At 67.5% G+C, this 26,530-nt stretch carries 22 protein-coding genes; 12 read left to right on the forward strand and 10 right to left on the reverse strand.

The genetic code is table 11. The features are described from left to right. The 9 genes from H7A73_RS13870 to H7A73_RS13905 form a co-directional block, all read left to right on the forward strand. Nucleotides 1–824 (forward strand): class F sortase (locus H7A73_RS13870; RefSeq protein ID WP_220456620.1); only part of this gene is annotated, 824 nt, incomplete at its 5' end. Nucleotides 825–991: 167 nt separating this feature from the next. After that, a complete protein-coding gene (locus tag H7A73_RS13875) occupies nucleotides 992–1,966 on the forward strand; it encodes a hemin ABC transporter substrate-binding protein (RefSeq protein ID WP_259362902.1) in 975 nt (324 codons plus the stop codon). Next, on the forward strand, nucleotides 1,966–3,075 hold the full coding sequence (locus H7A73_RS13880) for a FecCD family ABC transporter permease (protein ID WP_182066501.1): 1,110 nt from the start codon (nucleotides 1,966–1,968) through the stop codon (nucleotides 3,073–3,075). Before H7A73_RS13875 ends, H7A73_RS13880 begins: the two co-directional genes overlap by 1 nt. Continuing rightward, a complete protein-coding gene (locus H7A73_RS13885) occupies nucleotides 3,072–3,863 on the forward strand; it encodes a heme ABC transporter ATP-binding protein (protein WP_182066502.1) in 792 nt (263 codons plus the stop codon). Before H7A73_RS13880 ends, H7A73_RS13885 begins: the two co-directional genes overlap by 4 nt. Next, on the forward strand, nucleotides 3,860–4,855 hold the full coding sequence (locus tag H7A73_RS13890) for a hypothetical protein (RefSeq protein WP_182066503.1): 996 nt from the start codon (nucleotides 3,860–3,862) through the stop codon (nucleotides 4,853–4,855). The genes H7A73_RS13885 and H7A73_RS13890 overlap by 4 nt, the downstream gene beginning before the upstream one ends. A 75-nt stretch (nucleotides 4,856–4,930) precedes the next feature. Further along, nucleotides 4,931–5,503 carry a hypothetical protein gene (locus tag H7A73_RS13895; protein WP_182066504.1) on the forward strand — a complete coding sequence of 191 codons (573 nt, stop codon included), beginning with the start codon at nucleotides 4,931–4,933 and terminating at the stop codon, nucleotides 5,501–5,503. A gap of 104 nt (nucleotides 5,504–5,607) precedes the next feature. Then, the gene (locus H7A73_RS18120) at nucleotides 5,608–9,096 is read left to right on the forward strand and encodes an HtaA domain-containing protein (RefSeq protein ID WP_259362903.1); all 3,489 of its coding nucleotides are present in this window, start codon (nucleotides 5,608–5,610) and stop codon (nucleotides 9,094–9,096) included. Beyond that, on the forward strand, nucleotides 9,093–9,764 hold the full coding sequence (locus H7A73_RS13900; RefSeq protein ID WP_259362904.1) for a heme oxygenase (biliverdin-producing): 672 nt from the start codon (nucleotides 9,093–9,095) through the stop codon (nucleotides 9,762–9,764). Before H7A73_RS18120 ends, H7A73_RS13900 begins: the two co-directional genes overlap by 4 nt. Next, nucleotides 9,761–10,039 carry a DUF2470 domain-containing protein gene (locus H7A73_RS13905; protein ID WP_182066506.1) on the forward strand — a complete coding sequence of 93 codons (279 nt, stop codon included), beginning with the start codon at nucleotides 9,761–9,763 and terminating at the stop codon, nucleotides 10,037–10,039. The genes H7A73_RS13900 and H7A73_RS13905 overlap by 4 nt, the downstream gene beginning before the upstream one ends. A gap of 574 nt (nucleotides 10,040–10,613) precedes the next feature. Here the strand turns inward: H7A73_RS13905 and H7A73_RS13910 are convergent. The 5 genes from H7A73_RS13910 to H7A73_RS13930 form a co-directional block, all read right to left on the reverse strand. Continuing rightward, nucleotides 10,614–12,335, reverse strand: a complete 1,722-nt coding sequence (locus H7A73_RS13910; protein ID WP_182066507.1) for an ABC transporter ATP-binding protein — start codon at nucleotides 12,333–12,335, stop codon at nucleotides 10,614–10,616. Continuing rightward, nucleotides 12,332–13,969: an ABC transporter transmembrane domain-containing protein gene (locus tag H7A73_RS13915; protein WP_182066508.1), complete on the reverse strand. Its 1,638-nt coding sequence runs from the start codon at nucleotides 13,967–13,969 to the stop codon at nucleotides 12,332–12,334. The genes H7A73_RS13910 and H7A73_RS13915 overlap by 4 nt, the downstream gene beginning before the upstream one ends. A gap of 19 nt (nucleotides 13,970–13,988) precedes the next feature. Further along, on the reverse strand, nucleotides 13,989–16,070 hold the full coding sequence (locus H7A73_RS13920) for an iron ABC transporter permease (RefSeq protein ID WP_259362905.1): 2,082 nt from the start codon (nucleotides 16,068–16,070) through the stop codon (nucleotides 13,989–13,991). A 2-nt stretch (nucleotides 16,071–16,072) separates the two neighbouring features. Then, a complete protein-coding gene (locus H7A73_RS13925; protein ID WP_182066509.1) occupies nucleotides 16,073–17,062 on the reverse strand; it encodes an iron-siderophore ABC transporter substrate-binding protein in 990 nt (329 codons plus the stop codon). A 76-nt stretch (nucleotides 17,063–17,138) separates the two neighbouring features. After that, nucleotides 17,139–17,948: an ABC transporter ATP-binding protein gene (locus tag H7A73_RS13930; protein ID WP_182066536.1), complete on the reverse strand. Its 810-nt coding sequence runs from the start codon at nucleotides 17,946–17,948 to the stop codon at nucleotides 17,139–17,141. 176 nt (nucleotides 17,949–18,124) lie between these two features. Here H7A73_RS13930 and H7A73_RS13935 point away from each other — a divergent pair, with 176 nt between their 5' ends. Beyond that, nucleotides 18,125–18,421, forward strand: coding sequence for a hypothetical protein (locus H7A73_RS13935; protein ID WP_182066510.1), 297 nt, complete (start codon nucleotides 18,125–18,127; stop codon nucleotides 18,419–18,421). Here the strand turns inward: H7A73_RS13935 and H7A73_RS13940 are convergent, their stop codons facing one another. From H7A73_RS13940 to H7A73_RS13950, 3 genes are all read right to left on the reverse strand, one after another. Beyond that, complete coding sequence (locus tag H7A73_RS13940) at nucleotides 18,422–19,252, reverse strand: phosphatase PAP2 family protein (protein WP_182066511.1); 831 nt, start codon at nucleotides 19,250–19,252, stop codon at nucleotides 18,422–18,424. It abuts the gene before it with no gap. Between the two features lie 1,080 nt (nucleotides 19,253–20,332). Further along, nucleotides 20,333–21,283 carry a FecCD family ABC transporter permease gene (locus tag H7A73_RS13945; RefSeq protein ID WP_182066512.1) on the reverse strand — a complete coding sequence of 317 codons (951 nt, stop codon included), beginning with the start codon at nucleotides 21,281–21,283 and terminating at the stop codon, nucleotides 20,333–20,335. 53 nt (nucleotides 21,284–21,336) lie between these two features. Beyond that, the gene (locus tag H7A73_RS13950; RefSeq protein WP_182066513.1) at nucleotides 21,337–22,341 is read right to left on the reverse strand and encodes a FecCD family ABC transporter permease; all 1,005 of its coding nucleotides are present in this window, start codon (nucleotides 22,339–22,341) and stop codon (nucleotides 21,337–21,339) included. Between the two features lie 237 nt (nucleotides 22,342–22,578). On the opposite strand from H7A73_RS13950, the gene H7A73_RS13955 reads away from it, so the two are divergent. Beyond that, nucleotides 22,579–23,463 (forward strand): iron-siderophore ABC transporter substrate-binding protein, encoded by an 885-nt coding sequence (locus tag H7A73_RS13955; protein ID WP_259362906.1) that lies wholly within the window; start codon nucleotides 22,579–22,581, stop codon nucleotides 23,461–23,463. Nucleotides 23,464–23,579: 116 nt separating this feature from the next. Here H7A73_RS13955 and H7A73_RS13960 read toward each other — a convergent pair whose 3' ends face one another. Further along, a complete protein-coding gene (locus H7A73_RS13960; RefSeq protein WP_182066515.1) occupies nucleotides 23,580–24,116 on the reverse strand; it encodes an isochorismatase family cysteine hydrolase in 537 nt (178 codons plus the stop codon). A gap of 42 nt (nucleotides 24,117–24,158) precedes the next feature. After that, nucleotides 24,159–25,607: an MFS transporter gene (locus H7A73_RS13965; protein WP_182066516.1), complete on the reverse strand. Its 1,449-nt coding sequence runs from the start codon at nucleotides 25,605–25,607 to the stop codon at nucleotides 24,159–24,161. 154 nt (nucleotides 25,608–25,761) lie between these two features. Here H7A73_RS13965 and H7A73_RS13970 point away from each other — a divergent pair, with 154 nt between their 5' ends. After that, nucleotides 25,762–26,376, forward strand: a complete 615-nt coding sequence (locus H7A73_RS13970; protein ID WP_220456621.1) for a TetR/AcrR family transcriptional regulator — start codon at nucleotides 25,762–25,764, stop codon at nucleotides 26,374–26,376. Nucleotides 26,377–26,530: the final 154 nt, after the last annotated feature.

Genomic DNA, 26,530 nt, shown 5'->3' on the forward strand with positions numbered 1-26,530 from the left:
CCCTGGATCGCCCTGTCCGCCGGCGGCGCCATCGCCCTCATCGCGGTCGCAGTTATTGCGTACCGCCGCCGCAACCAGCACTAACCGTCAACACCTGTCCGAGCGGGGAAACGCCCCGCGTCCCCCGCTCGGCACTCTCGAGATCGAATCGCACCATGCGCTCTGCATCCTCACCCCCGCGACGCCGTGCATCGACCGTCGCGCTTATCGCGGCAGCGACCGTCGCTGTCCTGGCGGTGGTCGGCGGGCTCATCGGTGCCGCCAACAACACCCCCGGGTCCGGCACCGCGTCCGTCTCCGGTACAGCGATGAACGGTAAGCACGTCACCCTCGATTTGGGGGAGTCAGCGGATGCCGCGCGGAAGTCAAACGCGGTCGCCTCCACCGGGGACCGGCTTCGCGTCCCCTCTGCCGGTCTCGACGTGCCGCTCGGAGCGCTCGACGCCGTCGAGGGGCAGATCACCCCGCCCGGCTTCCAGGAGGCGTACGTCGTCCGCAACATGGGTACCACGCTGGCGGACCGGAAGAACGGCACCGTGTTCGTGGTGATGCACTCCCTCCGCGGCGGTGCGATCGGACCCGGCAACTACCTCATCGACGTCGAGAAACAGCGTAGCGATGTCGCCGTCGACAGCATCGTCCACGTCGGCGACGCGACCTACACCGTTACCGGATCGCACCGCATCACTAAGAAGACAATCGCCGACGATGCAGCGACGTGGGCGGACGTGCCGGGCCGGCTGGTCCTCATCACCTGCCTGCAACGACCAGACGGGTCCGCCTCGGTTGACAACGTCCTCATCGAAGCGACCCTCCGACCATGACTAGCACCCGCCAAGAAAGACGCATCATCACCACGCCATTACGGAGCAGTCTCGTCGCTGTCGTCCTTGTCGGAGCACTCATGCTTGCCGGCTGTACGACACAACCGGCCAGCGAAGTCGATCAGGCCTCGGCCGCCGGCACCAGCGCGACGAATCCTGCTAACAGCTTGACCGGCATCGCGCCGGTGACGGATGCGAAGACGTTGGAGGGCCCCAGTACGGCGACGTTGGCAACGGACCTGCCGCCGCGTGCTGCGACGATCGATGCTCCTGACCTGCCGGTCACCGTCACGGACAACCAAGACACGAAGGTCACCGTCACGAGCGCGGACCGGATCCTCGCACTCGACATCTACGGCACGCTGTCCTCCACCGTGTACGGCCTCGGACTCGGCGACAACCTCGTCGGCAGGGACATCTCCACCGGCTTCGAGGGCACCGAGAACCTGCCGCTCGTCACGCAGAACGGCCACGAGCTCTCCGCCGAAGCGATCCTCTCGCTCCGCCCGACCGTGCTGATCACCGACACGTCGCTCGGCCCGTGGGACGTCGTCCTGCAGGTGCGCAAAGCCGGCATCCCCGTCGTCGTCGTCGACTCACACCGGGACACCTCCAACATCGACGAGCTCATCGGGCAGGTCGCAGACGCGCTCGGCGTGCACGACACCGGCGAGCGGCTCGCCGCCGAGGTGCACGCGCAGCAGGCAGCCGTCGCCACCCAGGTGGCGCGCATCGCCCCGAAGCGCAAGGCCGACAAGCTCCGGATGGTGTTCCTCTACGTGCGCGGCAACGCGGGCATCTACTACCTGTTCGGCAAGGAGTCCGGCGCCGACTCGCTCATCGACGCCGTCGGCGGCCGCGACATCGCCACCGAGCAGGACTGGACCGGCATGCGTCCCGTGAACGCCGAAGCACTCGTCGCCATGCAGCCAGACCTCGTCATCATGATGACGAAGGGCCTCGAATCGGTCGACGGCGTCGACGGGCTCCTGCAGCGGGTGCCGGCAATCGCGCAGACCCCTGCCGGGCAGCACCGCCGCATCGTCGACATGGCCGACTCGACAGTGATGAGTTTCGGGCCGCGCACCCCCGAGATCGTCGCAGCGTTGACAGCGGCGATCTACGCCCCGGCGGGGTCCTGATGACCGCACGGGAGGCACGGATCGCCGTGGCCGGACCGGGTCCGGCCCGTCCCACGGCCGGGGCGCGTGCGACGTCGCGAGCAGGACGGATCACGCTGCTGACGGTCGGGCTCCTCGTGGCGCTCGTCCTCGCGACGCTGGTGTCGGCGAGCACCGGGCAGCTCGGCATCCCGCCGATCGAGGTGCTGCGGACCGTTGGACGCTCGCTCGGCCTCCCTGTGCACGGCACCGCCGACGACCTGTTCACGCAAGCGCTCTGGACCATCCGGTTCCCCCGCGTCGTCATGGCGCTCATGATCGGCGCCGCCCTCGCCGCGGCCGGTGTCCTCATGCAGGCGGTGTTCGCGAACCCCCTAGCCGACCCCGGCGTCGTCGGCGTCTCGGGCGGAGCGGCGTTTGGGGCCTGCGCCTCGATCGTGCTCGGGCTACAGTTCGCCGGGTACTGGACGACACCCCTCATGGCGTTCGCCGCCGGGCTCGTCGCGACACTGCTCGTGTACGCACTGTCCCGAGCCGGCGGGCGCACGGAGGTCGTGACGCTCCTGCTCACCGGCATCGCCGTCAACGCCTTCACCGGCGCGGGCCTGGCGTTCCTGACCTTCCTCGGGGACCAGCAGGCCCGCGAGCAGATCGTGTTCTGGCAGCTCGGGTCGCTGAACGGGTCGATGTGGGACCAGGCGGGGTCGATCGCCCCGGTCGTCGTGTTCGGTCTCGTCGGCGCCGTGGTGCTCACCCGTTCCCTCGACCTGCTGTCGCTCGGGGACCGGGCGGCCCGACACGTCGGGGTCCGGGTCGAGGCCGTGCGGGTCGTCGCGATCGTCGTCGTCGCCCTGCTCGTCGGCGCCGCGGTGGCTTTCGCCGGGATCATCGCGTTCGTCGGGCTCGTGGTCCCACACCTCATGCGCATGCTGATCGGTCCCGCCCACGGCCCGCTGCTGCTCGTTTCAACACTCGGTGGCGCCCTGCTCCTGACGATCGCGGACCTGCTCGCTCGGACACTCGTGCCGTACGCGGACCTGCCGATCGGCATGCTGACCTCGCTCGTCGGCGGACCGTTCTTCTTCTGGCTCCTGCGCCGCGCACGTCGCCGGTCGGGAGGGTGGGCATGAACGCCGCGGCCGTCATCGTCGACCGGCTCGGCGTCGCGATCGGCGGACGGCCGCTCCTCGACGGCGTCGACCTGACGGTGGCGTTCGGCGAGGTCCTCGCACTCGTCGGACCGAACGGCGCCGGCAAGTCGACACTCCTCCGTGCCGTCGCGGGTGACCTGCCGCACACCGGGTCGGTGTCGATCGACGGGGCCCTCAGCGGCAGCGAACGACCAATTCTGACTGCCCGACGGCGGGCCGTGCTCGAGCAGGACAACGCCGTGGCGTTCGGGTTCCGGGTCGGCGAGGTCGTCCGGATGGGCCGGGCACCGTGGCGCGGCACCAACCGCGCGGACGCTGACGACACCGTGGTGGCACGAGTACTCGACCAGATGGAGCTCGCCGCGCGCATCGACCAGACGTTGCCGTCGCTATCCGGCGGGGAACGTGCCCGCGCCTCGTTTGCCCGGGTGCTCGCGCAGGAGACGCCCGTGCTCCTGCTCGACGAACCCACCGCCGCGCTCGACCTCCGCCACCAGGAGGCCGTGCTCGACACCGCCCGTGCGCACGCCCGCGCCGGGGGAGCGGTCGTCGTCGTGCTCCACGACCTGTCGCTCGCAGGCGCGTACGCCGACCGGGTCGCGATGCTCGCCGACGGACGCATCGTCGCCGTCGGCACCCCGACCGAAGTCCTCACCGCCGACCGCATCAGCGACGTCTACCGCCAGCCGGTCGCCGTCATCCCCGACCCGAACACCGGCACGCCCGTCGTCGTGCCGACCCGACGCCCCCAGGAGGTCCACTCGTGACCACGTCCGTCCGCCCGCTGCGGTCCATCCCCGCCGCACTGCTCGCCCTGGTGCTCGGCATCGTGTCGGCCGTCGGGCTCGCCCTCGCCGGTGCCGCTCCGGCGTCCGCGGCCGCCCGGGTCAGCGTCGCCGTCGAGGGACACCCCGAGGTCACAAATCGTACCGACTCGACGTATCTCACGACCCTGCGGGTGAGCGGCACCGGGTTCCAGTCGATCAAAAAGGGGTTCGGCGGGATCTACGTCGCGTTCGGCACAGTGTCGGGCACCTGGCAGCCGAGCAAGGGCGGCGCCACCGGCGTCAACTACAGCTACGTGCCCGACGACGAGTCAAACCCTTCCGGCTACCTCGACTTTGTTTCATTCCCCGGCGGCACCACCGAATACGCTGCGAACGGCGGCACGATCGACGCCGCCGGCAACTGGTCCGCCACGCTCAAGGTGCCCGGATCGACGTTCCAGGCGCTCGACCGAAACAACAAGGCCACCACCGTGAATTGCACCGTCGTGCAGTGCGGCGTAATCACCATCGGCGCACACGGCGTACCGAACGCCAACAACGAGACCTTCACCCCAGTGACAGTCTCCAATCTCTACGGTACCGGCGGCACCCTCGCCGGAGGCGGCACCATCACCCAGCAGGGGAGCGCCCAGACCGGCACAGGCACGACGCAGGCCGGCGGGACGGCCGCGAGCGGTGCCTCCAGTCCGACCGCCGCGGCAACGCCCGGCGCGACCGCCACGTCGCGCGCGACCAGCCGACCCACCGCGTCCGCCGCACCAACCACGGACACGCCGACCGCGACCCCGTCGGCCGTGGCCGCCGCAGCGACGGACGCAACCGCCTCGGGCGGCATCGACCCAACCGTGCTCCGCATCGTGCTCGGCGGGCTCTCCGCACTCGTCGTCGCCGTCGCGGCACTCGTCGTCATCGCGATCGTGCACTCCCGCCGCGCCGCCAAGCGTGCTGCGGCCGAACCGCCGACCGCATGAGAACGACCCCGCCAGGGGCGGGGTCACTGATGGGTGCTCGCAGGGGGTGCCCTCATCGAGAGAAGGAATGAACACATGACACGAATCGCTCGCACCGTCGGCGGAACGCTCGCGGCCGGAGCAGCCGCGCTCGCACTCGCCGTGCTGCCCGCGGTCAGCGCCTCGGCGGCCACCACCGGCACCAACGGGACAGCCACGCTGTCCGCCACCGGTCCGGCTACCGTCGTCACGGACGGCAACGGTGCCCTGAACGGCGTCGGCACCGGCACGGTGACGCTCACCGGGACGAACTTCGACGGCAACGCCGGCGGGCTCGGCTTCGGCGTGTACGCGGTCTACGGGCCGAAGGAGTCCGACTACTTCACGAACTCGGGCTGGTACGGCTCGGCGCAGTGGATCCCGAAGAGCTCCTTCACCACCGGCGGCAAGTTCACCACGACGCTCACCGTGTCGAAGTCGTACACGGCGGACCCGCACCACACCGGTGACGCCGCCGCGAAGGTCAACTGCGCCTACGACACGACGAAGACCAAGGCCGCCAACGCCGCACTCGGCAAGTACAAGTGCTACCTCCAGACGTTCTCGGCGCACGGCGTCCAGAACAGCACCCCCACCCGCGACGAAGTCACCATCCCCGTCAACTGGTGACCCACCGCTCGGGCGGCGACACCGCCGCCCGGGGCCCCCACGGCCGCGCCCAGCATCGCTGTCCACCGCTCCTGTCCACCGCTCGCATCCACCCGAGGAACCCCATGCACACCGTCACGTCCTGTGGCACTACCCGTGCGCCGATCCGCGCGCTCGGTCTGGCCGTCGCCGCCCTGATTGGGCTGACGTCCGCCGTCGCCGGTGCAGCCGGCACGGCTGTCGCCGCCGACTCCACGTCCACCAGCGTCACCGGCGGCACCGTCGACTGGGGGTTCAAACAGTCCTTCCGCAACTACGTCAGCGGCGGCGGCTCGATCACCACGGGCGGGGGTGCCACGAAGAGCAGTGACGGCACCTTCCGGTTCCAGGCGACCTCGGGGAGCTACGACACCGCCACGAAGGAACTCACCGCCACCGGCGCCGGGAGCGTCGAGTTCGACTACCGTGCGCACACGTTCGTCATCACGCTCGACCAGCCGACGCTGACGCTGACGCCGACCAGCGGTTCGCTCGTCGCCGGGCTCCGCGTGCAGATCGTCGACGCGGCCACTGGCGCGCCGAAGGGCACGTCCACGTCGAAGCGCATCACCCTCGCGACCGTCGACGTCACGAAGGGCACCCGCTCGGTCACCGCCGGGAAGTACTCGTGGTCCGGACTGCCGACCGCCATCACCGCCGAGGGGGCGAAGGCGTTCGCGGCGGACATCAGCGGCACCGGGCAGGACCCGACCGAGTTCTACTCCGCGGGTACGGCGCTCGACCCGGTGTCCGTCGACCTGACCGGCACGTGGCCGGCCGAGGGCGAGACCCCGGACGCCGAGTTCAGCGAGCCCGGTGTGAGCGCACTCGCCGCCACCCGGTTCACTGAGACGACGTCGACCGTGTCCGCCATCGCCGCGGACCCGAAGCGTGGGCAGTTCGTCGTGCAGAGTGGTCGGAGCGACTCCGGTGCGCCGATCCTCAGCGTCGTCGACGAGCACGGCACGGTCGTCCACGGCGGCATCGACGGGGTGACGACGGGCTTCGCGAACGCGCGGGTCGACCCGAACACGGGCGACATCATCGCCACGACCTCGCTGCCGGCCACGACCTTCGGCGGCGACGAGGGCTCGTGGGTCTCGGGTGCCTACGTCGTCATCCAGCGAGGAGCCGACGCGGCCTACGACCACGTCGTGTACGTCAAGCCCTCCATCGCGGTGTCGCCGTCGACACCGTTCTCGATCGACCCCGCCGACGGATCGATCGTGACCCAGGCAGCGCTCGACGACGACGGTGGCTCCGCCGGCCTGGTCCGGGTGTCGCCGCTGTCCTCCGGAACCCTCGAGGACGCTGGGGTGACCGACGAGGGCGCGGCGCTGTCCACCGCGAGCCTGTCGGCAGAGCGCATCGCGGACGTCGACCTCCAGATCGCCCAGGTTGCGGTCGATTGGACGTCCGGGCGCGCCGCGGTGACCGACCAGTACGCGGGGAAGGCCGCGGTCGTCGACCTCGCCACAGGTTCCGTCGTCAGCACGCTCTCGATCGGTGCCGCCGCGCAGTCCGGACTCGCGGGCGACGTGCCCGTGGACGCCGACGGACGGGCCTGGCTGAGTAACGACGGCGACCAGAAGCTCCGTGCCCTATCACTCCGCGGGACTCCCGCCGTGACCGCCACGATCGACCGCGTCGGCACGGCGTCGTACCTCGCCGTCGACACCGCCCGTGGGCTGCTCTGGGCTTCCGGCTCCGGCGACACCACGGCGGGCAACGTGCTGCGGGCGTACCGCATCGGCGGCACCGCCGGTACTGCGGCGAAGCCGCTCGAGGGCACGTTCCTGCCCGGCAATAAGTACGTCGCCGACCCGATCCAGGTGACGAGCACCGGCACCGTCCTGGCCGGCACGGCGAACACCGCGACGGGGTCCGCGAAGCAGGGGCTCCGCGAGGTCGCCGTCGTCACCACGCCCACCTTCACGAAGCAGCCAGCGGACGTGTCCGTGGAGCTCACCGGTGCGACGACCGGCGCCGACGGGACCGTGTCCGGCGCCGACCCGAAGCTCGTGTCGTTCACCACCTCCGTCACAGGCTCCCCGACACCCACCGTGCAGTGGCAGCAGGAAACCCCATCAGGCTGGGCAGACCTGCAGGACGGCGAGTCCGTCGCCGGAGCCACCTCGACCACCCTTCGGATCACCGCAACTGAAGCACTTGACGGCGCCACGTTCCGGGCGGTCGCGACAAACACCGTCGGCGATACCGTGATTGGCCGGGTCGCTTCAGGCACCGCGAAGCTCACGGTGACGGTCAAGCAGCCGAGCACCAGCCCCGGCACAGGTGCGGGAGCAGGCGGCGGATCGACGGTGGTCGGCGCCGACGGGTCGATTACCGGCGCGAAGAACGCCGCCGGGGCATCGACGAGAGTCAAGCCCGCCACGCAGATCACCACGGCTGCTGCTGGCATGAAGCTCACCGTCAGCGGCACGGGGTTCTCGAAGAACACCAACAAGTCCGGTCTGTACGTCCTGTTCGGCTACGTCACGAAATTCCCCGCAGCCGGCGGCTCACTCGGCACCGGGTACGACTACGTCAACGGTGGAGGGGCGTCCGGCCAGGAGGGGCAGGGCTTCGTGGCGTGGCCGGACAACACCGCGACCGGTGGCGCGGCGACGGCAAAGCTCAGCGCGACGAAGAACGGTTCGTTCACGCAAACGGGCCTCACGGCGTCCGCCACCTTCACCGGCGCCTCGACCAAGCGCGTGGACTGCCTGTCCGGCGCCGTGCAGTGCGGCGTGATCACGATTGGGGCGCACGGATTGAAGGACGCAGCCCTCGAGACGTTCACCCCGGTGTACTTCGCGGGCCAGACCGTCCCAGGGGCGCTCCCGACGACACCCACCACTGGGTCGAACGGTGGCCTGCCGGTCATCCAGCCGCCCGTGGTGCAGACACCGCCTGCCGCTGCGGCTCCGACCGTCGTCAACGCCGCGGCTCCCGCACCGAAGGGGTCCGTCCGCCCTGCAAACGCGGCGACCCCACCCAATGCCGCCGAGCCGCCGACCGCTCCGGCAGCGGACTCCACCGAGCTGCAGGCGAAGATCGACTCCGGAGAGATCCGGACGGTTACTGCTGCAGAGGCCGGGATCCCGGACGAGGCCACCGCAGGCGATGTCCTCGAGATGTCTGTTGTCTGGTCGGAACCCGACCAAGCCGGAGCGATCTGGACGTACTCCGAACCCACGCGCACCGGCGACTTCACCGTCGAGGACGGCCGCGCAAATGGCACCGTCGACACCACAGGGCTCAGCGCCGGCAACCACCACATCGTCCTCGCCGGCGACGCCGGAACCATCGTCGCCATCCCTATCGCCGTCAGAGACGCTACAAATGGCTCCACCGCCTCAACGGTCGATTCGTCGTCTACGACCGCGGCGGCGAACCCGACCGACGGCGGCGTGCCGACCGAGACATGGCTCCTCGTCGCCGTCGGCTTCCTCGGCGGCATCGTCATCATCGCGATCGCCATCATCATCCTCCTGCTCACCGGTGTACTGACCGTCCGGAGCAAGCCAAACGCCCGCACCACTGCGCCGACCGAACCGAGGACCGCACCGTGACCGACACAGTCATCCCTTTCTCCGAGCTCCTCCGAACCCGCACACGACGCTCCCACAGCGCCTCAGCCCGAGGCGGGTTTCTCCACGACCTCGTCGCCGGACGATGCACCGTGCAGGACTACACCGCACTCCTCGTGCAGTACTCATACCTGTACAACGCACTCGAGCAGGCATCCGAAACGATGCGGAAGGACCCCGTCGCGCGTCTGTTCGTCTCCGAGCAGCTCACACGGCTCCCCGCAATCCACGCCGACCTGGAGTTCCTGGCCGGGCCGGACTGGCGCGAACAGGCGAGAGTCCTGCCCGCCACCACGCGGTACGTCGAGCGGGTACGTAACGTCGCCGCCCGCTGGCCCGGTGGATTCATCGCACACCATTACACCCGGTACCTCGGGGACCTATCCGGCGGTCAGATGATCGGACGAAGCCTCGCGAAACAATTCGCATTCGACACCAACGGGATCGGTTTCTTCATCTTCGACCAGGTCGCCGATCCAAGCGCATTCAAGGACACCTACCGGGCCCAGCTCGATGCCGTCCCCTGGGGCGACGACGAACGAGAACGAGTCATCCAGGAGGTTGTTCTCGCCTACGATTTCAACCAGGCGATGCTCGACGGACTCGATACCATGCGTGCCGGCACCGCAGGCGAAACAGTAGGAGTATGAGCGCCCTCGACTCAACTGCACGGCAAGCCGTCCTCACGCATATGAACAGCGACCATGGCTCGGACAGCCTGATCATCGTGCGTGCCAACGGAGCGCCCGCTGCGGTGAGTGCCGAAATGCTCGACATCGATGACACGGCGGGGACCTGGAGCACTGCCCAAGCAGACGGGACGGTGACGCTGGTCAAAGTCTGGTGGCCACAACCGCTAACCTCGCGTCAATCAGCTCGCGAACAAATCGTCGCTGTCTACGACGCCGCGATGCGTGCGAAATAGTGAAGCCCAGCCGTCCCATCGACGTTCCTTGCGCTATAATGTGATTGGAGTCTTCACAACCCCAGAACAAACCGCTTCACGCTGATGCGTGAAGCGGTTTGTTCTGCGTCAATAGCGCAACAAGCATCACATAGATAGCCGGCGCCAACGTCCCGTTTCTGTTGAATTATCGATACTCGAACCCTGCCTGCACAGGGGTGACTATCCGCCGACTTTTGCGCCGAGACCCCCTGGCGTTGAAACTGCAAACGCATTCGACTTGATGGCGATGGTTGTGCGACAGCAATACCATCAACCTGGCTCAGACCCGCGCTCCATCTAGTGACGCTTGAGATCGCCTCCGCACGGAAGACTCGTGTGAGGTATGAGTCGAAGTGCAGGCCTGAAACCTAGTCAATGTCGGCGATCGTAGTCGTCGCGGTGCTATCAATCTCGTCGCCAAAAGGCGGTGAGTCTTGAGCTGAAGTACGGCAAGACTAAGCATCATCGTTGCTCGTGAACAGTAGGTCTCAGGGGCAGTGAAGAGGCAAGTCTCCGCGGAATCGGCCTCACGCGGCGTGCAAGGGGAGCGGGATCAGGCGTTCCAGAGCTCGGTATACAGCCCATCTTGCCTGATGAGGTCCTCGTGACTGCCGAGTTCGACGATGGTGCCCTCGTCCATGACGGCGATGCGATCGGCGTGCTGCACATGCTCGAGTCGGTGGGCAATGATGACACAAGTGCGACCGCGGATTGCGGCGTTGGCTGCATGGTCGAGGGCCACCGCGTCGGCGGATCCGGCCTCTGCGGTTGCCTCATCGAGGATGACGACGGCAGCGTCGGACAACGCGACGCGGACGAGGGCGAGGTGTTGTGCTTGCCCTGGCGTCAGCTGGTGAGCAGCGTCACCGACAGTGGTGTTGATGCCGTCGGGCAGTTGATGAATCCAGTGTGCGCCGACGAGCTCGATGGCGGCTTCGAGTTCGGCGTCGGTGGCGTCGGCGAACAGTCGAAGGTCGTCGGCGATGGTGCCATGGAAGACGTGTGGTTCCTGGCTCAGCAGCACCATGTTCGCGCGGAGGGTTGCCGCGTTCCAGTCGGTGTAGTCCACTTCGTTGAACCAGAGGGTGCCGCGGTCGACTGGGAGCACACCGGCGAGGATGCGCGCCAGGGTTGTCTTTCCGGACCCGCTTGCGCCGACAATCGCGAGCCGCTCGCCGGGGTCCAGTCGGAGGGTGATGTTTCGGATGGCGGGCCGCTCGTTGTCGTAGCGGAAGCAGAGATTAGCTGCTTGCAGTACGCCGCTCTGCGCGTGCGGGCTGCGTGGTTGCGCGCTGGCAGGGGTGGGAAGGGTGAGGAGTCCGACGAGTCGCGTCATACTGGCGCCAGCGTCCTGCAGGGTGTCGACTTCGGAGAGAAGTGTGCCCATGGGGCCGAACAGCCCGAGGAAGTACAGCGCGGCTGCACTCGCTGCGCCGACGGCGATGGAGTCGCTGCTGACGAGGGCGTAGCCAGCGATGAGTACTGCGCTTAAGCCGACGAACTCGGCACTGTTGAGGAACACCCCGAAGGTGTTGCGAATGTGCGTTGCGCGGAGTTCGAGCTGCACTGCGTTCTCGGATTGCCGTCCGATGTGGCGCAGGTGATGCTGTTCGGTTTGCAGCGCGTGCACGGTGTCGAGTCCGCGGACGGCCTCGATGGTGTGTTGGCTTCGTTGCGCGACCACCGTTCGATGCTTCCGGTAGACGGGGCCCGATCGGCGCAGAAACTGTCGGAGCCCGAACATCTGCACCGGCACCGCCGCCATTGCGGCGATCGCGAGCCGCCAGTCAAGCAGTACCAGTCCGAGCAGACTGAGCAGGACTGCGAACATTGCGGCGAGGAACGTTGGGACAGCGCGGCTGACGACATCGTTGAGCGCGCGGACGTCGTTGGAGAGCCGTGAGATGAGGTCGCCGGTGCCGGCTGACTCGAGCACTGTGGAAGGTTGCTGCAGCACGGTCGTAAAGACGCGTTCGCGGAGTTGCCGGATGATGTGCTGGGCGAGCCGCGCGAGGAGCACCCGACCAAACCATGTCATCGCTGCGGCAGCAATCATGGCGGCGCCCAGAACGCTTGTGAGGGGGATGAGCGCGGCGCCGGCGTTGTCCTGCACGTCCGTGACGATCAGCCCGACTATCCACGGTCCAGCCAGCGTGAGCGCGGATCCGCACCCCAGGGCAGCCAGTGCCATCACCGTCAGCGCTGACCGATCCCTGGCGATGCGGGCGAGTTCGTCGGCGGTGCGCCGGCCGGTCGCGATCGGTAGCGCGATCATGCGTTCTCCTGCCGGCTGTTGGCGGGACCCGCTTTGCGGCGGAGGTCGTATACAACCGAGCAGTGTTCGAGCAGCGTTGGCCGGTCTGTGATGACGACGATGGTGCGTGCCGATCCTGCAAGATTCTGTGCGACTCGACGCTCGGTAACGGGATCCAACGCTGTGGTGGGTTCGTGCAGGACTAGCACGGGATGCGTCTGATGAAGCGCGCGTGCGAGCAGCAGCCGCTGCCGCTGTCCACCGGAGAGTCGCATCCCGCCCTCACCGATCGGCTCGTCGAGCCGTCTGGGCAGGCGGTCGAGTACTTCGTCGAACGCAGCGGTGACGAGATGCTCCGGTGAGATGGTTTCGGCGATGTTGGATTGCACGGACCCGGTGAACACGGCGGATGCGTGCGGGGGTGCGAAGACTGTGCGGCGGAGCAGGTCTGCCGGCAACGCGCGACTGTCGGCGCCTCTGATAAGGAGCGTTTCCGGCGGTGACAGCGTGGCACCGTTGAGGGCGCCGAGCATCGCCGCCGCGTCGGAGTCCGCGCATCGGATCCCGATCATCGCGTGCTCCTTTGTCGCCCATATGCGCCCGTCAGCCCCGACGAAACGAACCGAGGGAACAGCGGACACATCGAGCGTTGACGGCATCGATGGTGCGGCCTGAGGAGGCGGCGGCTCGATGATCAGTTCTGCGATCCGGCGGGCGGACCCGTGTTTCGCGGCGATTTGTGCTGGGAGCTCGCTCAGCGCTTGCAGCGGCCAACGGATGGTTTGCGCGAGCCCGATGACGGTGATGAAGCCGCCGACGCTGACCGCGCCGGTGACTGTGAACCAACCCGCCGCGAACGTCAACCCGGTGAACGCAATCCCGGACACGAACGTGTTCAGCCCTGAGATCGTCGCACCGGTCCGCTCGGTGATGTATGCGGCGGTGGCGGCGGCCCGGCTGGCGTCGATGTACCGCCGCACAGCATTGGATGTCCCGCCGAGTGTGTCCAATACGCGGAGCCCTGATGCAAGATCAGTTCCGATCGTGTCAAGGTGCGCCGCACGCTGCTGCGCGGCGTAACTGCGCCGCTCAAGCCGCCTCGCGACACTGCGGATCAGCAGCAGCTGGCCGACGGTGATGATCATCACCGCGGCCGCCAACGGCCAGGCGATGAGCACCAGCGAGACGATCGCAGCGGACACTGCTGCGGTTGCCGCGGCGACTTCGGCGATGGTCCACATGATGCCCGCGGCGGCGGCTGAGTCGGTTGCGGAGATGGTGAGCACTTCACCAGTTGGCCGACGAGCCGCACCGTTCCGCGCGAAAGCCGCGATGAGGATGCGCTGTCGAAGCCCGTGCTCACCGAACGCGAACACCCGCATTCCGGACCGGTCGCCGGTCTGCCACGCAGTGATCAACGCCGCAAACACCACCGCGAGAACAACGACCGACCATGCCAGAGCAGTCGGATCGCCGGCGCTGATTGCGTGATCGATGGCGAAACCGACCGCAACGGGCACGAGGACCTCGGCGATCTGATGCCCACCGAAACCGCACACTGCCAACGCAAGACTCAGACGTCGACCGCGCTGCCATGCCACCGCCCGAAACACGGAACGAACATCACGGCGGCTCACGGGCATCTGCTGACTCATCTCTCCTCCACTGGGATGCTCACCGCGCACCGCCCGGCGTTCGCAGCAACAACCACACGAAGTAGGGCGTACCGACCAACGCGGTGAGGATTCCCGCGCCGAGCTGCGCCGGCGCGATGACTGTCCGACCGAGCAGGTCCCCGAGGCATACGAGCACCGCTCCGAGCAGCACGGCCACCGGCACGACCCGGGCGTGCCTACGGCCTACGAGCGAGCGGGCCGCGTGTGGTGCGACCAGCCCGACGAAGCCGATCGTCCCGACGGCCGCGATCGCCGTCGCGGTGAGCAGCACCGCGAGCGTCAGGAAGCCGAGTCGGGTCCGGCCGAGTCGGACGCCGAGCAACCTTGGGGAGTCCTCGTCGAGCGAGACGAGGTCGAGCTCCCGGTGCGCTGGCAGCACGAGCACGAGCGCAATCACGAGCACCACGACCACGGGCAGCGAGTCCTGCCACGTTCGGCCGTACGTCGAGCCAGACAACCAGGTCAGCGCCTTGTTCGCGTTGAACGGGTCGGTGACCACGATGAGCAGGCTGATCAGTGCCGTGAGCCCGGCCGACACCCCGACGCCGACGAGCACGAGGCGGTTCTGTCGGAAGCCCCCGCGGACAGCGAGACCGAACACCACGAGCGCAGCCACCGCGGCACCGGCGAACGCGGCCCCGGCCACGCCCCACGTCGACGCCGCGGGGACCGCCGTCACGACGAGCACGGCACCGAGTCCGGCTCCGCTCGAGACGCCGAGGACCCCGGGGTCGGCGAGCGGGTTGCGCGTCACGCCCTGCACGAGCGTCCCGGCGAGTGCCAGCGCTGCACCGGCGAGCAGCGCGGCAGTGACCCGCGGGACCCGGGTGTCCAGGATGAACGAGATCGCCTGGTTCGCCCGGCCGGTCAGCCAGTTCGACACGTCACCGAGCAGGAGCTTCGCGTCCCCGAGCAGCACCGACGCGACGACCACGCCGACGAGCACGGCCACGAGGGCGACGACCGTCAGGGTGACCGCGAGCCGACCGGGGATGCGCGAGACCTCGAGCGGGGTGGTCTGCCCGGTGTCGCGCATCCGGAGTGCCATCACGACGAGGAACACCGCGCCGACGACGCTCGTGACGACGCCCGTGGGGACGGTCACGGCCCGGTCGCCCGACACGACGGCGCGGAGCAGGACGTCCGAGGCGACCACGATGCCGGCTCCCACGAGGCCCGAGACGGTCAATAGTGCCCAGGATCGGTGCAGGGCGGGGAAGGACCTCGCGACCGGGCGGACGAGCGCCGGCGCGCACAGGCCGACGAACCCGATCGGTCCGGCGATCGTCACCGCCGCGGCGGAGAGCAGCACCGCGAGGACGACTGCGACGATGCGGGTGCTCCGAACCGGGACGCCGAGCCCGCGGGCGGCGTCGTCACCGAGTGCCAGGGCGTCCACCCGGTGGGAGAGGACGAGGAAGCCGACGACCCCGACGGCGACCACCGGGAGCATCGGCAGGATCGTGTCGTACCCGTTCTGTGCGATACCGCCCTGATTCCAGCTGTACAGCCCTTGCGTCTGTTGCGGAAACAGTAGGACGAGGGCTTGAGTGATGGACCCGAGGCCGAGGGCGAGCGCGGTCCCGGCGAGAACCAGCCGCAGGGTCCCGCTGCCGAGCCCGGACAGCGCAAGCACCAGCGCGGCTGCGGCGAGCCCACCGAGGAATGCGACGCCGGACTGGGCGATAACCGGTAAACCGAGACCGGTCACCGACACGATCCCGAGCGCGAGGTACGCGCCAGCGTTCACGGCGAGAGTGTCTGGCGCCGCCAGTACGTTCCGGGTCACCGCTTGCAGCGCCGCGCCAGCGACACCGAGCGAAAAGCCGACGACGATGCCCGCGACCGCGCGGGGGAACCGTGAAGCGACAACGACCGACGCGTCGGCGCTATCTGCCCGACCGATCAGAGCCTTCCAGACGTCGGTCGCACCGATGTTCGCTGTCCCTTGCGTGGTGTCGACGGCTGCGAGCACCGCGACGAGGGCGAGTCCGGCGATGAGCAGTAGCACGCCGAGCGCGGTCCGGGTGACGCCTGTGGAGCGTCGCCCGGCCCGCGTCCCTGTGGTGGTGCTGGTCACTGCTACTTCGTGAGCGCGGCGACTGCGGCGTCGACGTAGGCGTCCACCGCGCCGGGGCCGCCGAACATCCAGATGCCGTCGTCGAGACGGTGCACCTGTTCCTGCTGGACGAACGGCAGAGACTTCCACACGGCGTTCGACGTCAGCGACTTCGCGAACACGTCCTCATCACCGGATGCGGTGTTGCCGATATAGAGGAACTGGGTGTCCGCCGGGAGCTTGGTCAGCCCTTCGACATCGGTTGACCCGAGCCCGTACGCCTTGTCACCGTCGATGCCGGTCGACGACCACGCGTCCTGCAGCCCGAGCTGCGCGTTGACCTCACCGAGGAGCGACCCTTCCGTGTAGGGGCGGATCGTGACCTGGTTCGACAGGACGTACCCGTCCGCGAACGCCACCTTCGTGCCGGCCTTGCCCGCTCCGGCGATCTCCTGCTTGCCGTCCGCGATCTTGTCCTCGAGGGCCTTCCACACGGTGTCGGCCTTCGCGGTCGTGCCGGTGGCCTCCGCGATGAGGTCGAGGGTGTCCTTAATGGTCTCGAGCTGGGCGCCAGACTTCGCCGAGGCGATGACGATCGTCGGGGCGATCTTGCGGAGCTGCGTGATGACCGAGTCCTTGAGGTCGGTCGTCGCGACGATGAGGTCCGGCGCGATCGAGGCGATCGTGTCTGTGCTCGGCTCTCCGCGGGTACCGATGTCCTTCGGATCGCCGGTCAGCGGGACCTTCGAGTCCCATTGGCTATAGCCCTTCACGTCCGCGATACCGGCGGGTGCGACGCCGAGGGTTTCGAGGTCCTCGACGACGTTCCACTCGGTGCCGACGACTTTCTTCGCGGGGCCGTCGAGCGTCACCTTCGTGCCCTGGGCATCGGTGACCGTGATCTTCGCGGCGGAGGGGCTGGCGTCGGAGGCCTCCTGCGTGGAGCCGCAGGCGGTGAGAGCCAGCGCGGCTGCAGCGGCGAGAGCGGTGGCGGTGAGGAGACGTCGCTTCATGGCGGCTCGGGTTCTTCCTGTTCAGTGGGGCGGGGGATGGAGTTGACGGCCGGGCGCCTGCTGCGCCAGCGGCTCGTCAGCGTGCTGAGATTGCGGTGTTTCGGGTGTGGTGCCGCCCGACCGCGCGGGTCCGCAGCCCGCCGGTAGCAGGGTCGTGGTCAACGTCAATGCGGATGCCGTACACGTCGGACAGGCGTCCGGCGTTAAGGACGTCCTCCGGAGTGCCATCGGCGACGACGACGCCTGCGCGGAGCAGTACGAGGCGGTCTGCGACGGCGGCGGCCTGGTCAAGGTCGTGCAGCACCACGCCGACCGCTGTGCCGTGCACGTCTGCGAGGTCACGGATCAGGTCGAGGAGCTCCACCTGGTAGCGGAGATCGAGGTACGTTGTCGGCTCGTCAAGAAGAAGTATCCCGGTCTGCTGTGCAAGGCAGCTCGCCAACCAAACCCGCTGCAGCTGCCCACCGGACAACTCATCCGCGGGCCGCTCAGCAAGATTCGTCAACCCCGTCACCGCAAGCGCGTGCGCGATAACAGCCTGGCCGTTCGGGTCCGGCCCGCCGAAACGGCCGCGGTACGGGTGCCGACCGAACGCAACAAGGTCACGAACGCGCAGACCACCAGGAACCGGCCGACTCTGCGTGAGAAGCGCGACCTGTCGGGCAAACGCCTTCGGGGTCAGCGTAAACCCATCGACAACGTTCGCCAGTTCTGCGGCACCGCGCAGTTTTACCGTCCCGGAGTGTGCGGTCTGCAACCGGGCGATGGTCCGCAGCAACGTCGACTTACCGGACCCATTCGGACCGACGAGCGCTGTCACCGTCCCGGCGGTGAGCTGAAGGGACGCGGAATGGACAACGTCCTTGCCGTGGTAGCCCACGGTCATCTCGCTAACATGCAGATCAACCACGCGCTTAGGTTAGCCTAACCTTGGCGGCCTCGCCGTACTCGCTCGTGCTTGCTTCGCGGTTTGGCGGAGGGCTACCGGTTACTGCTGCAGAGGCGTGCAAACGGTGGTTACAGGGGTCACCCTGTACATCGGTAGGGGGTGATCGCGAGAAGATGCGTCTGATCGTTGAGGATGCACGCCAGCACGAGGTCGCGGTCCTCCTCGAGGAGCACGTTCCGGTGCGGCAGTTCCCAGAGTGGACGATGGGTCACGCCGCCGACGACACGCTCCGGCACGCCGACGTGCCCGGCTACCGAATCACCTTTGACGACATCGAATTCATCCCCGACGACCATCAGCAGAGTTCCACCCTGCTGGCGCTTCGCGAGCTGATCCGCTGGTTCCGCGCACAGCGCCCCGACGACAACGTCCGCGACGCCACCAACGGGACGGGCACGGCCGTGCCCTGATCAGGTGATCGGCGTCGTCCGGTGTTGGTCCTCGCAATTTGCTTGCGTCCTCCGGTGTGCGGCAGTGAGGTGGAGGCGGTGTGTGGTGATGACGGCGGTGGCCCAGCCGAATCCGGCGGTCCAGCCCATGGCGACGTCGGTGAACCAGTGCGCTCCGAGCAGCACCCGGGATGCCCCGACCGCGGCGATCGTCGCACCAGCGCCGACTGCCACGGCGACCTCGCCGCGGCGGCGGCGCTGCCGGAGGATGATCAGGTACGCCAGGACCGACATGACCGATGCTGCGTTGATGGTGTGACCGGACGGGAAAGACGGGGAGTGCTCGTACGGCGGTGCAGCGTCACGATGCGGGGGCCGGTTCCGATGGATAAGCTGCTTGCCGAGCAGGGTCATTGCGAGGGACCCGGCTCCGGCTGCCGTGACGAAGCCGAGGGGTTCAGCTCGGCGTCGGCGCAGCGCGAGTGCGGATCCCGCGCCGAGGGTGAGCAGCGGCATGCCGATGGGGCCGAACAGCCGCGCGATCGTGCCGGCCGCGGTGTTCGCTGCGGGGGAGCGGAGCCGCTTGCCGAGCCGCAGTGCCGGTGCGTCGAGACGTTGCACGCCGAACCGGCCGGTGACGTCGTCATAGACGGTGATCGCCGCCGCGGTGCTCACCGCGACCACGACACCACCGGCGACCAGTCCAAGCGTCGACGCGGTGCCCGCGCTGGAGCGGTGGGCGATCCTGTGGTGGGCGCAAACGAGGAACCTGCCTGGAGGGCTCGTCCAGGTGCGAACGTCCTTGCCGAAAATGGTCGGCGCGTCGTCCGGGTGGTCTTCGTTCATGCTCATCTCTGCATCGTGCCCGCACAGGTGCAAAGTCGCGTCGGGCATCCGGGAAGAGCTCGTTCAGGCTCGGCAGTAGCCGAGGACCGCAGTCGTGAAGTAGGTCAGATCCTGACGGTTCGGGCCAGTGGGCGTGGTGCCGCTACAGTCCGAGCCTGTCCGCGTCGAAATGTTGCCCGTCGACGTGGTGGCGATACACCTGCAGCCTCACCATCGGGCATAACGGGCTTCATCGCTTCCGGGGAGGCGACGTCTCCGCCGAGTGGAACGATGCTGAGGCAACGCTCGGCTTCCTGCGGGGATGACGCTCGTGAAGCGGACCCGCTGTTGGATTTTGTTGCTGGTCCGCCGCTGCCAGCTACACGTCGGCCGGTATTCGCCGCAGAAGTGGAACTATTGCAACGCGGAGTGACATTTCGCGCTATCTATGACAGCACCGCACTGGATGATGTGACTCATGCCGTCCAAATGCGGCAGCTCGCCGAGGTTGGCGAACAGGCGAGAATCCTGGTGGGTCTACGTACGAAGATACTCATTGTCGATGGGACGACTGCCCTCATACCGCTGGCGCGGACACCTGATCGCCCAGAAGCGACAGCAATCCACCTCGGGCCGTCCGCTGTGACAGATGCGCTTGTACTGCTTTTCGCGTTGCTTTGGGAGGGGGCACACCCAACGCTGCTCGAACGGAACGGAAAGGACGAGCACCTTCCGCAGGAACTGGAAGAACTCCTTCAGCTCCTATCAAGCGGCATGTCAGACCGCCGGATTGCCGAAGTCTCCGGCGTAAGCGACCGCACCCTCAGGTGGCGAATTGCAAACCTACACGCGCACTTTGGAACATCGAATCGATTTCAACTAGGTGTTGTCGCGGGAGTTTTTCGGCGATGACCACCCCCTCAATCGGTTGGCAGTTCGAGGCTGCCCAAAGCATCGGAGTACTTCTGTGCAGTGCAACGTTCTCCTCTAACGCACCACCCATTTGGGCAATGATGGCGTACACACCCAAAGTCGTTACGTCGTCCCATAAGTGATCGCGCAACAATACGTTCAGTACTTATGCAGCTTCCGCGCGTACTTCGAAACTCAAGTAGTGCTTCGAAGTGGGACCGCGAGAAGCCAAAGGAGGTAAATTCCGCCGAGAGCCGCCGTGATTAGGCCAACGGGGATCTGGAAGGGGCTGAGGAGCCGTCCTGCGAGGAAGTCGGCTGCGGCGAGTAGGAGCGCTCCGAGGACTAGTGCTGGGAGTATGCCGCGGTGATGGTGGGGGAGGAGGCGTCGCGCGAGTTGGGGTGCGGCGAGGGCGATGAACGCGATCGGTCCGACGGCGGCGACACTGACGGCCGCGAGGGCGACGCCGCACGTAAGAAGGTAGGGGCGCCAGAACGCAAGGTTGACGCCGAGTGTTGTGGCGAGTTCTTCGCCGAGCTCGAGTATCGCCAGCGGCTGGCATCCTGCTGCGGCCATCGGCAGCAGGATGGTGATGGCCAACAGGGTGGGGAGCACGTGCGGCCAGGAGATCGCGTTCATACTGCCAAATTTCCATGCCGCGGCGGCTTGCGCGCGTTCGATGTCGCTGCGGGTGAGGAGGTAGTCGTTGACCGCGGCGAGCATCGCGCCGACGGCGATTCCGACGAGGACGAGCCGTTCCCCGTGTCGGCGGGTTGATGCGCTGAGCAGGTACACGGCGATCGCGGTTGCGAAGCCGCCGATGATCGTTCCGCCAGCCAAAGCGACGGCTGATGCGGATCCGGACACGAGAATGGTGACGAGTCCGCCGCTTGCGGCGCCGGTGCTGAAGCCGATGAGGTCTGGGCTGCCGAGCGGATTGCGGGAAATGCGTTGGAAGAGCATGCCGCTGACACCGAGGGCTGCGCCGACGCCGATTGCGCACACCGCCCGCGGTAACCGTTGGTTTAGCACGATGAACTGCGCCTCGGGGTCGCCGGAGCCGGTGAGCGCAGCCCACGTCTCCGGCAGTGTCAGCTGCAAGGGACCAGTAGCGATGCTGGCAATCGTGACCGCGAGCAGCAGCATGAGCAGGAGAACCCATCGCAGCGCGGACCGAGTCTGGTGTCGGTGGTGGCGCATCACCACTCCCCGGGCGGAGTGGGGACAGCTATTCGGCGACGGCGGAGGACGAGCCCGATCAGTACCGGCGCGCCGATGAACGCAGTCACGATGCCGGCTTCGAGCTCGCCGGGCGGCGCGACGACGCGGCCGATGATGTCCGCAGTCAGCAGGAGTGTCGCTCCGGCGAAGAGTGAGCCGAGCAGCACCGCACGCATTCGGTTTCCGAGGAGGAGCCGGACCGCGTGGGGCACGACGAGCCCGACGAAACTGATCGGTCCGGCCACGGCTGTCGCGGACCCGCACGCCACGACGACCAGGGCAAACCCGAGAAGCCGCACGGTGGGGACGGCGACCCCGAGCGACGCGGCGGCCTCATCACCCATTGCGAGCAGCTCTACCGGCTGCGCGAGCAGCATCGCCCCCAGCACCACGATGACCGCGACTGGTATCAGCCAGCCCATGTCCGCGAGGTCACGGTTCGCAACCGATCCGATCACCCAGGACCGGTAGTCGCCGAAAGTCCGTTCATCGGCCAACGTGATCACACCCGTCACCGACGACAGACTCGCTGTCAATGCAGCGCCAGCGAGGACCAGCCGCGTCGACTCCGCACGCTGCCCAGAACGCACTGCGACGAGCATCACCACGACCGCCGCTCCTGCCGCACCGAGACACGCCGCTCCCATTACCGCGCCCCGCTGCCCCATACCGAAGACGCCGATGGTGATCACAACCGCCAGGGATGCGCCGGCATTCACGCCAAGCAGGCCCGGTTCCGCGAGCGGGTTCCGGGTGATTGCCTGCATCAGCACGCCCGCGACAGCCAACAACACCCCGACGCCGACAGCCAGCAGCGTCCGCGGCATCCGCAGTTGCCACACGATGATCGCGTCCCGCCCCCCGTCCGGATGCATCACCGCTGCCCACACCGCCGGCAACGACACCGGCTGCGCCCCCACGGACAAACTCACCGCGAACAGCAGCCCCAGCAGGAGCAGCAGCCCGACAGCAACAACACCCATTCGGGTCCGCGGACGTCTGTGGAAGAGGCGAAGGACAGACATTGCCAGGTAAGGGTATCCTAAGCTAATCGGGTGAAAACTTCCCCCGCTCACCGAAACGGTCGGCGCCTGGTCTGCGTCCTGGTCGCTGCCATCGCCACATCCGCCGCGCTCACCGCGTGCACATCGACGAGCGCCACCGACACGGCTCCGAGCTCCTCGCCCGCTGGCTCCGCGTCCTACACGACGCCGCGCACCATGCCCACCGGCAAGGGCAGCGGCGAGGACGACGGCGTGTTCCCGCGCACCGTCAAGCACTTCGAAGGGTCAACGACTCTGACTACTGCACCGAAGCGGGTGGTCGTGATCTCCACCGGGCAGGCCGACGCGCTCCTGACGCTCGGGGTCGTGCCGGTTGCGTCGACCGCTGGTGACGGCGCGGACCTGATCCCGTCCTATCTGACCGGCGCGTTCCCGAAGGACGCGGAGGCGCTGGCTGCTGTGACGAACGTGGGGAACCGGTTCGCGCCGGATATCGAGACGATCGCGACGGCGAAGCCGGACCTCATCCTGATGAACATCGCGGGCAAGGATGCCGACACCCTCTACGCCAGCCTTTCCAAGATCGCCCCCACCGTCGCAACGCAGGGCACGGGTCTGTACTGGAAGCAGGACTTCCTCCTCCTCGCCGACGCCGTCGGTAAGACCCAGCAAGCGGAAACCTGGCTGACGACGTACCAGAACGACGCGAAAGCGTTCGGGAAGACGGTCGAGGGGGCTCCGTCGGTGTCGTTCCTGCGGTACAACGCGGATCGGCTGCGCGTGTTCGGCGTGGCCTCCTTCCCAGGGTCCGTTGCCGAGGACGCCGGCCTCGACCGTCCGGACGCGCAGGACTTCACCGACGACACGTCGCAGGACATCAGCAGCGAGCAGCTCGCACTTGCGGACGGCGATCACCTCTACGCCGGCGTCCAAGGCGGCGACCGGACCAAGGTCACCGGTTTGGCCCTGTGGCCGACGCTCGACGTCGTCGACCAGAAGCAGGTGACGTTCGTCGACGACGACGTCTTTTACCTCAACACCGGCCCCACCGCGGCGCAGGCGGTACTCGACAAGCTCGAGCAGACCCTTCCGACACAATGACCTCGTCCTGCGTGGTGGCGCGGCTCATACCCGCATCACCACGCAGGACGCGTGCGCAGGTCCTGCTCGATGTTCGGGCCCTGGTCGGTCCGCATCCGGGGCCAACCGGGTCCGAGTCAGTTGCGAGTGTCGAACGCGGCGGTCGTGGTGGTCGTCCCCAGTGCGGGGAAGATCGATCGGAACCGGTCCGCATGCGCACCTGGGTTGGGGTCGTTCGTGGCGTCCTCGACGATCACGATGTCGTAGCCGAGATCGTATGCCGCACGCGCCGTTGACTCGACCCCGAACGTGGTCGCCTGCCCGACGATCACCACACGGGTGGTGCCCCGTGCTTGGAGCTGTTCGTGCAGGCCAGTGCCGGTGAATGCGCTCCAACCGCCGCGGGTCAGGTCGGTGTCGCCATCGACGCGTTCAACGAGGAGGTTGCCGTACGCGACGGGCGCTGACCTTGGCCCGCCGCCGTACTGCGTCGCCCCGGATGGGGTTGCTGCGGGGTTGTGACGGATGATGACGACGTGGCCGCCCGCAGCGCGGACAGCACGCGCCACGGTGTTCACATTCGTGACGACCTCGTCAACCGGTCGGGTGTGCTGGTATTCGGCGGTACCGGTCTGGACGTCGACGACGATGAGTGCGGTCTGCGAGTTCAGCATGTGTCCTCTTCGGTCTCGGCGGTCCGCACGTTGACGGAACAATCAGGCATCAGCGCGGGGGCGGCCGCGCCCCTGCGCGAGCAGTGCGATGGCGGCAGCGAGAGCGGCGGCGACGGCGCAGATGGCAAAGAGCACGCGGTAGGCGGTCAACGACGGTAGGTCGACGGTGCCGAGGGTGATCGTGAACGTGGCGAGGATGGTGCCGCCGAGGGCGCTGGCGAGGGAGCTGCCGAGGGAACGGATGAGGGTGTTGACGCCGTTCGCGGACGCCAGTTCATGATGCGGCGTGTTCGCGCTGACCAGCGCGGGAATGGCGGCGTAGCCGATCCCGGTTCCGATGCCGACAATGGTGCTACCGACGATAACCTCCCACAGTGTTCCGGTAATGGTGATGCGCATCACCCAGCCGAGCGCGACGATCGCGCCGCCGATCGCGAGTGTGCGTCCGGCGCCGATGCCGTTAATCAGCCGCGCCGCGACGGGGGAAAGTACTAGCATCGCGATGCCGCTGGGGAGCATTGTTAGGCCGGCGACGAGGGTGGTGGATCCGAACCCGTACCCGCTGGCCTCGGGGGCTTGCACGTAGGTTGCCGTGCCGATGAGCGATGCGAACAGCGCAAAACCGATGAACAGCGACGCGATGTTCGTCAGCAGGATCGGCCGCCGCCCGAGCGAGCGCAGATCCACCAGCGGGTCGCGGTGCCGCAGTTCCCAGAATCCGAGCGCGACGAACAGCGCTGCGGATGCGATCAAGAGGACGACCGTCGACGCGGATCCCCACCCCCAGTCGGAGCCTTCCGCGAGGGGCAGCAGCAGCGCGACCAGCGCCCCGGCGAGCAGGACCGCCCCCAGGATGTCGACGCGGCCTCCGACACGGTCGTCCGACTCAGGTACGAAGAACATGATCGCGGCGAACGCGACCGCGGCCGCGATCGCGGTCACCCAGAACAGGGTGTGGAAATCACCATGCTCAGCAATCAGCCCAGCGAAGGGCAACCCGAGCGCTCCGCCGACGCCGAGCATGGCGGAGATTGTCGCCATCGCAGTCGCGCGACGCTTCGCGGGCAGAAGCGTCGCCAGCAGACTGATGCCAAGCGGGATCGCGGCGGAAGACAGGCCCTGAATGGCGCGGCCGATGATGAGTACGACGATGTCGTTCGAGAGCGCCGTGATCAGGGAACCGACGACCATCGCGCCGATCGCCACGAGCAACATGAGCCGCTTACCCCACATGTCGCCGAGGCGCCCCATCAGCGGCACGGCAACGGCACTGACCAGCAGCGTCGACGTCAGCAGCCACTGCACCGTCTCCGTTGTGGAGTGCAACTGCTGCGGTAGTGCCGGGAGTACCGGGATCAGCAGCGACTGCGCCAGCGAAACCACCAGGGCCCCAAGGCCAACGGCGGCAAGCCAGAGACTAGACCGCGAACTGGAGACGCGCTCGGCCGCGTCGGAGATGTCCTGCTCGGCAGTCGTCGGTGAAGGAGTCATGACCGTAAACTACGTCAGGCAGTTGACTTAATCAAGTTGTGCTGTTGCACTGGTGTCACAATGGCGTGCTAGGGAGGACGGCATGTCAGACGACGGACGCGGCGCGGTTGCGGCTGTTCCCGTTCGTGAGGCACGGGCGGAGCACACTCGGACGGTGATTCTCGACACGGCTGAGCAGCTTTTCGCTGAGCAGGGTGTGCGAACGGTGTCAAATCGGCAGATCAGCGAGGCCGCAGGGCAAGGGAACAACACCGCGGTCGGATACCACTTCGGCTCCAAAACGGACCTCGTTGCCGCGATCGTGCGGCGGCACCATGAGGACATTGAACGTCGTCGGGATCAGATGGTGACGTCGCTGCCGACCGCACCTACCGTCGAGGATTGGGTTGCGTGCCTTGTGCGCCCGACCGCGGAGCATCTCGAGGCACTACGCAGAGCGGACGGCGTGAGCTACTACGCCCGCCTCAGCGCGCAACTTCTAGCTGATCCAGAGCTACGCAACGTCATCGTTGGCGAAGCGGGCGAGGGGACGTCGGTGCGAGAAGTGACGACGCAGCTGATACAAAACGACTCTTCCATGCCGGGCCAGGTGCGACGCGAACGCGCCACCATCTCGCGGCAGCTGATCACGTGGGGCTACGCCGAGCGAGAGAAGTCGCTTGCCGCGGGTGAGGACGAGCTGGGTTGGTCGGCGTATGCAACGATTCTGACTGACAGCCTGACCGCGGTATGGCTCGCCCCGTGGGCAGGTGATGAATGCGGCAGTTGAAGGTGATAGGCAGAATTCGCGCAGCCTGACCGGGCTGCGGCACACAGCCGAGCCTGAGCCGCACGAGTTGACGATGGCCTTCCGCGCATGTACCGCGTCTGCCGGCGTCAAGATGCTACGGACGCAGTACGCCGTTCAGCGGTACTCCAGCTGC

The organism is Curtobacterium sp. ME12 (genome assembly GCF_903970855.1).
Lineage (GTDB): Bacteria > Actinomycetota > Actinomycetes > Actinomycetales > Microbacteriaceae > Curtobacterium > Curtobacterium poinsettiae_A.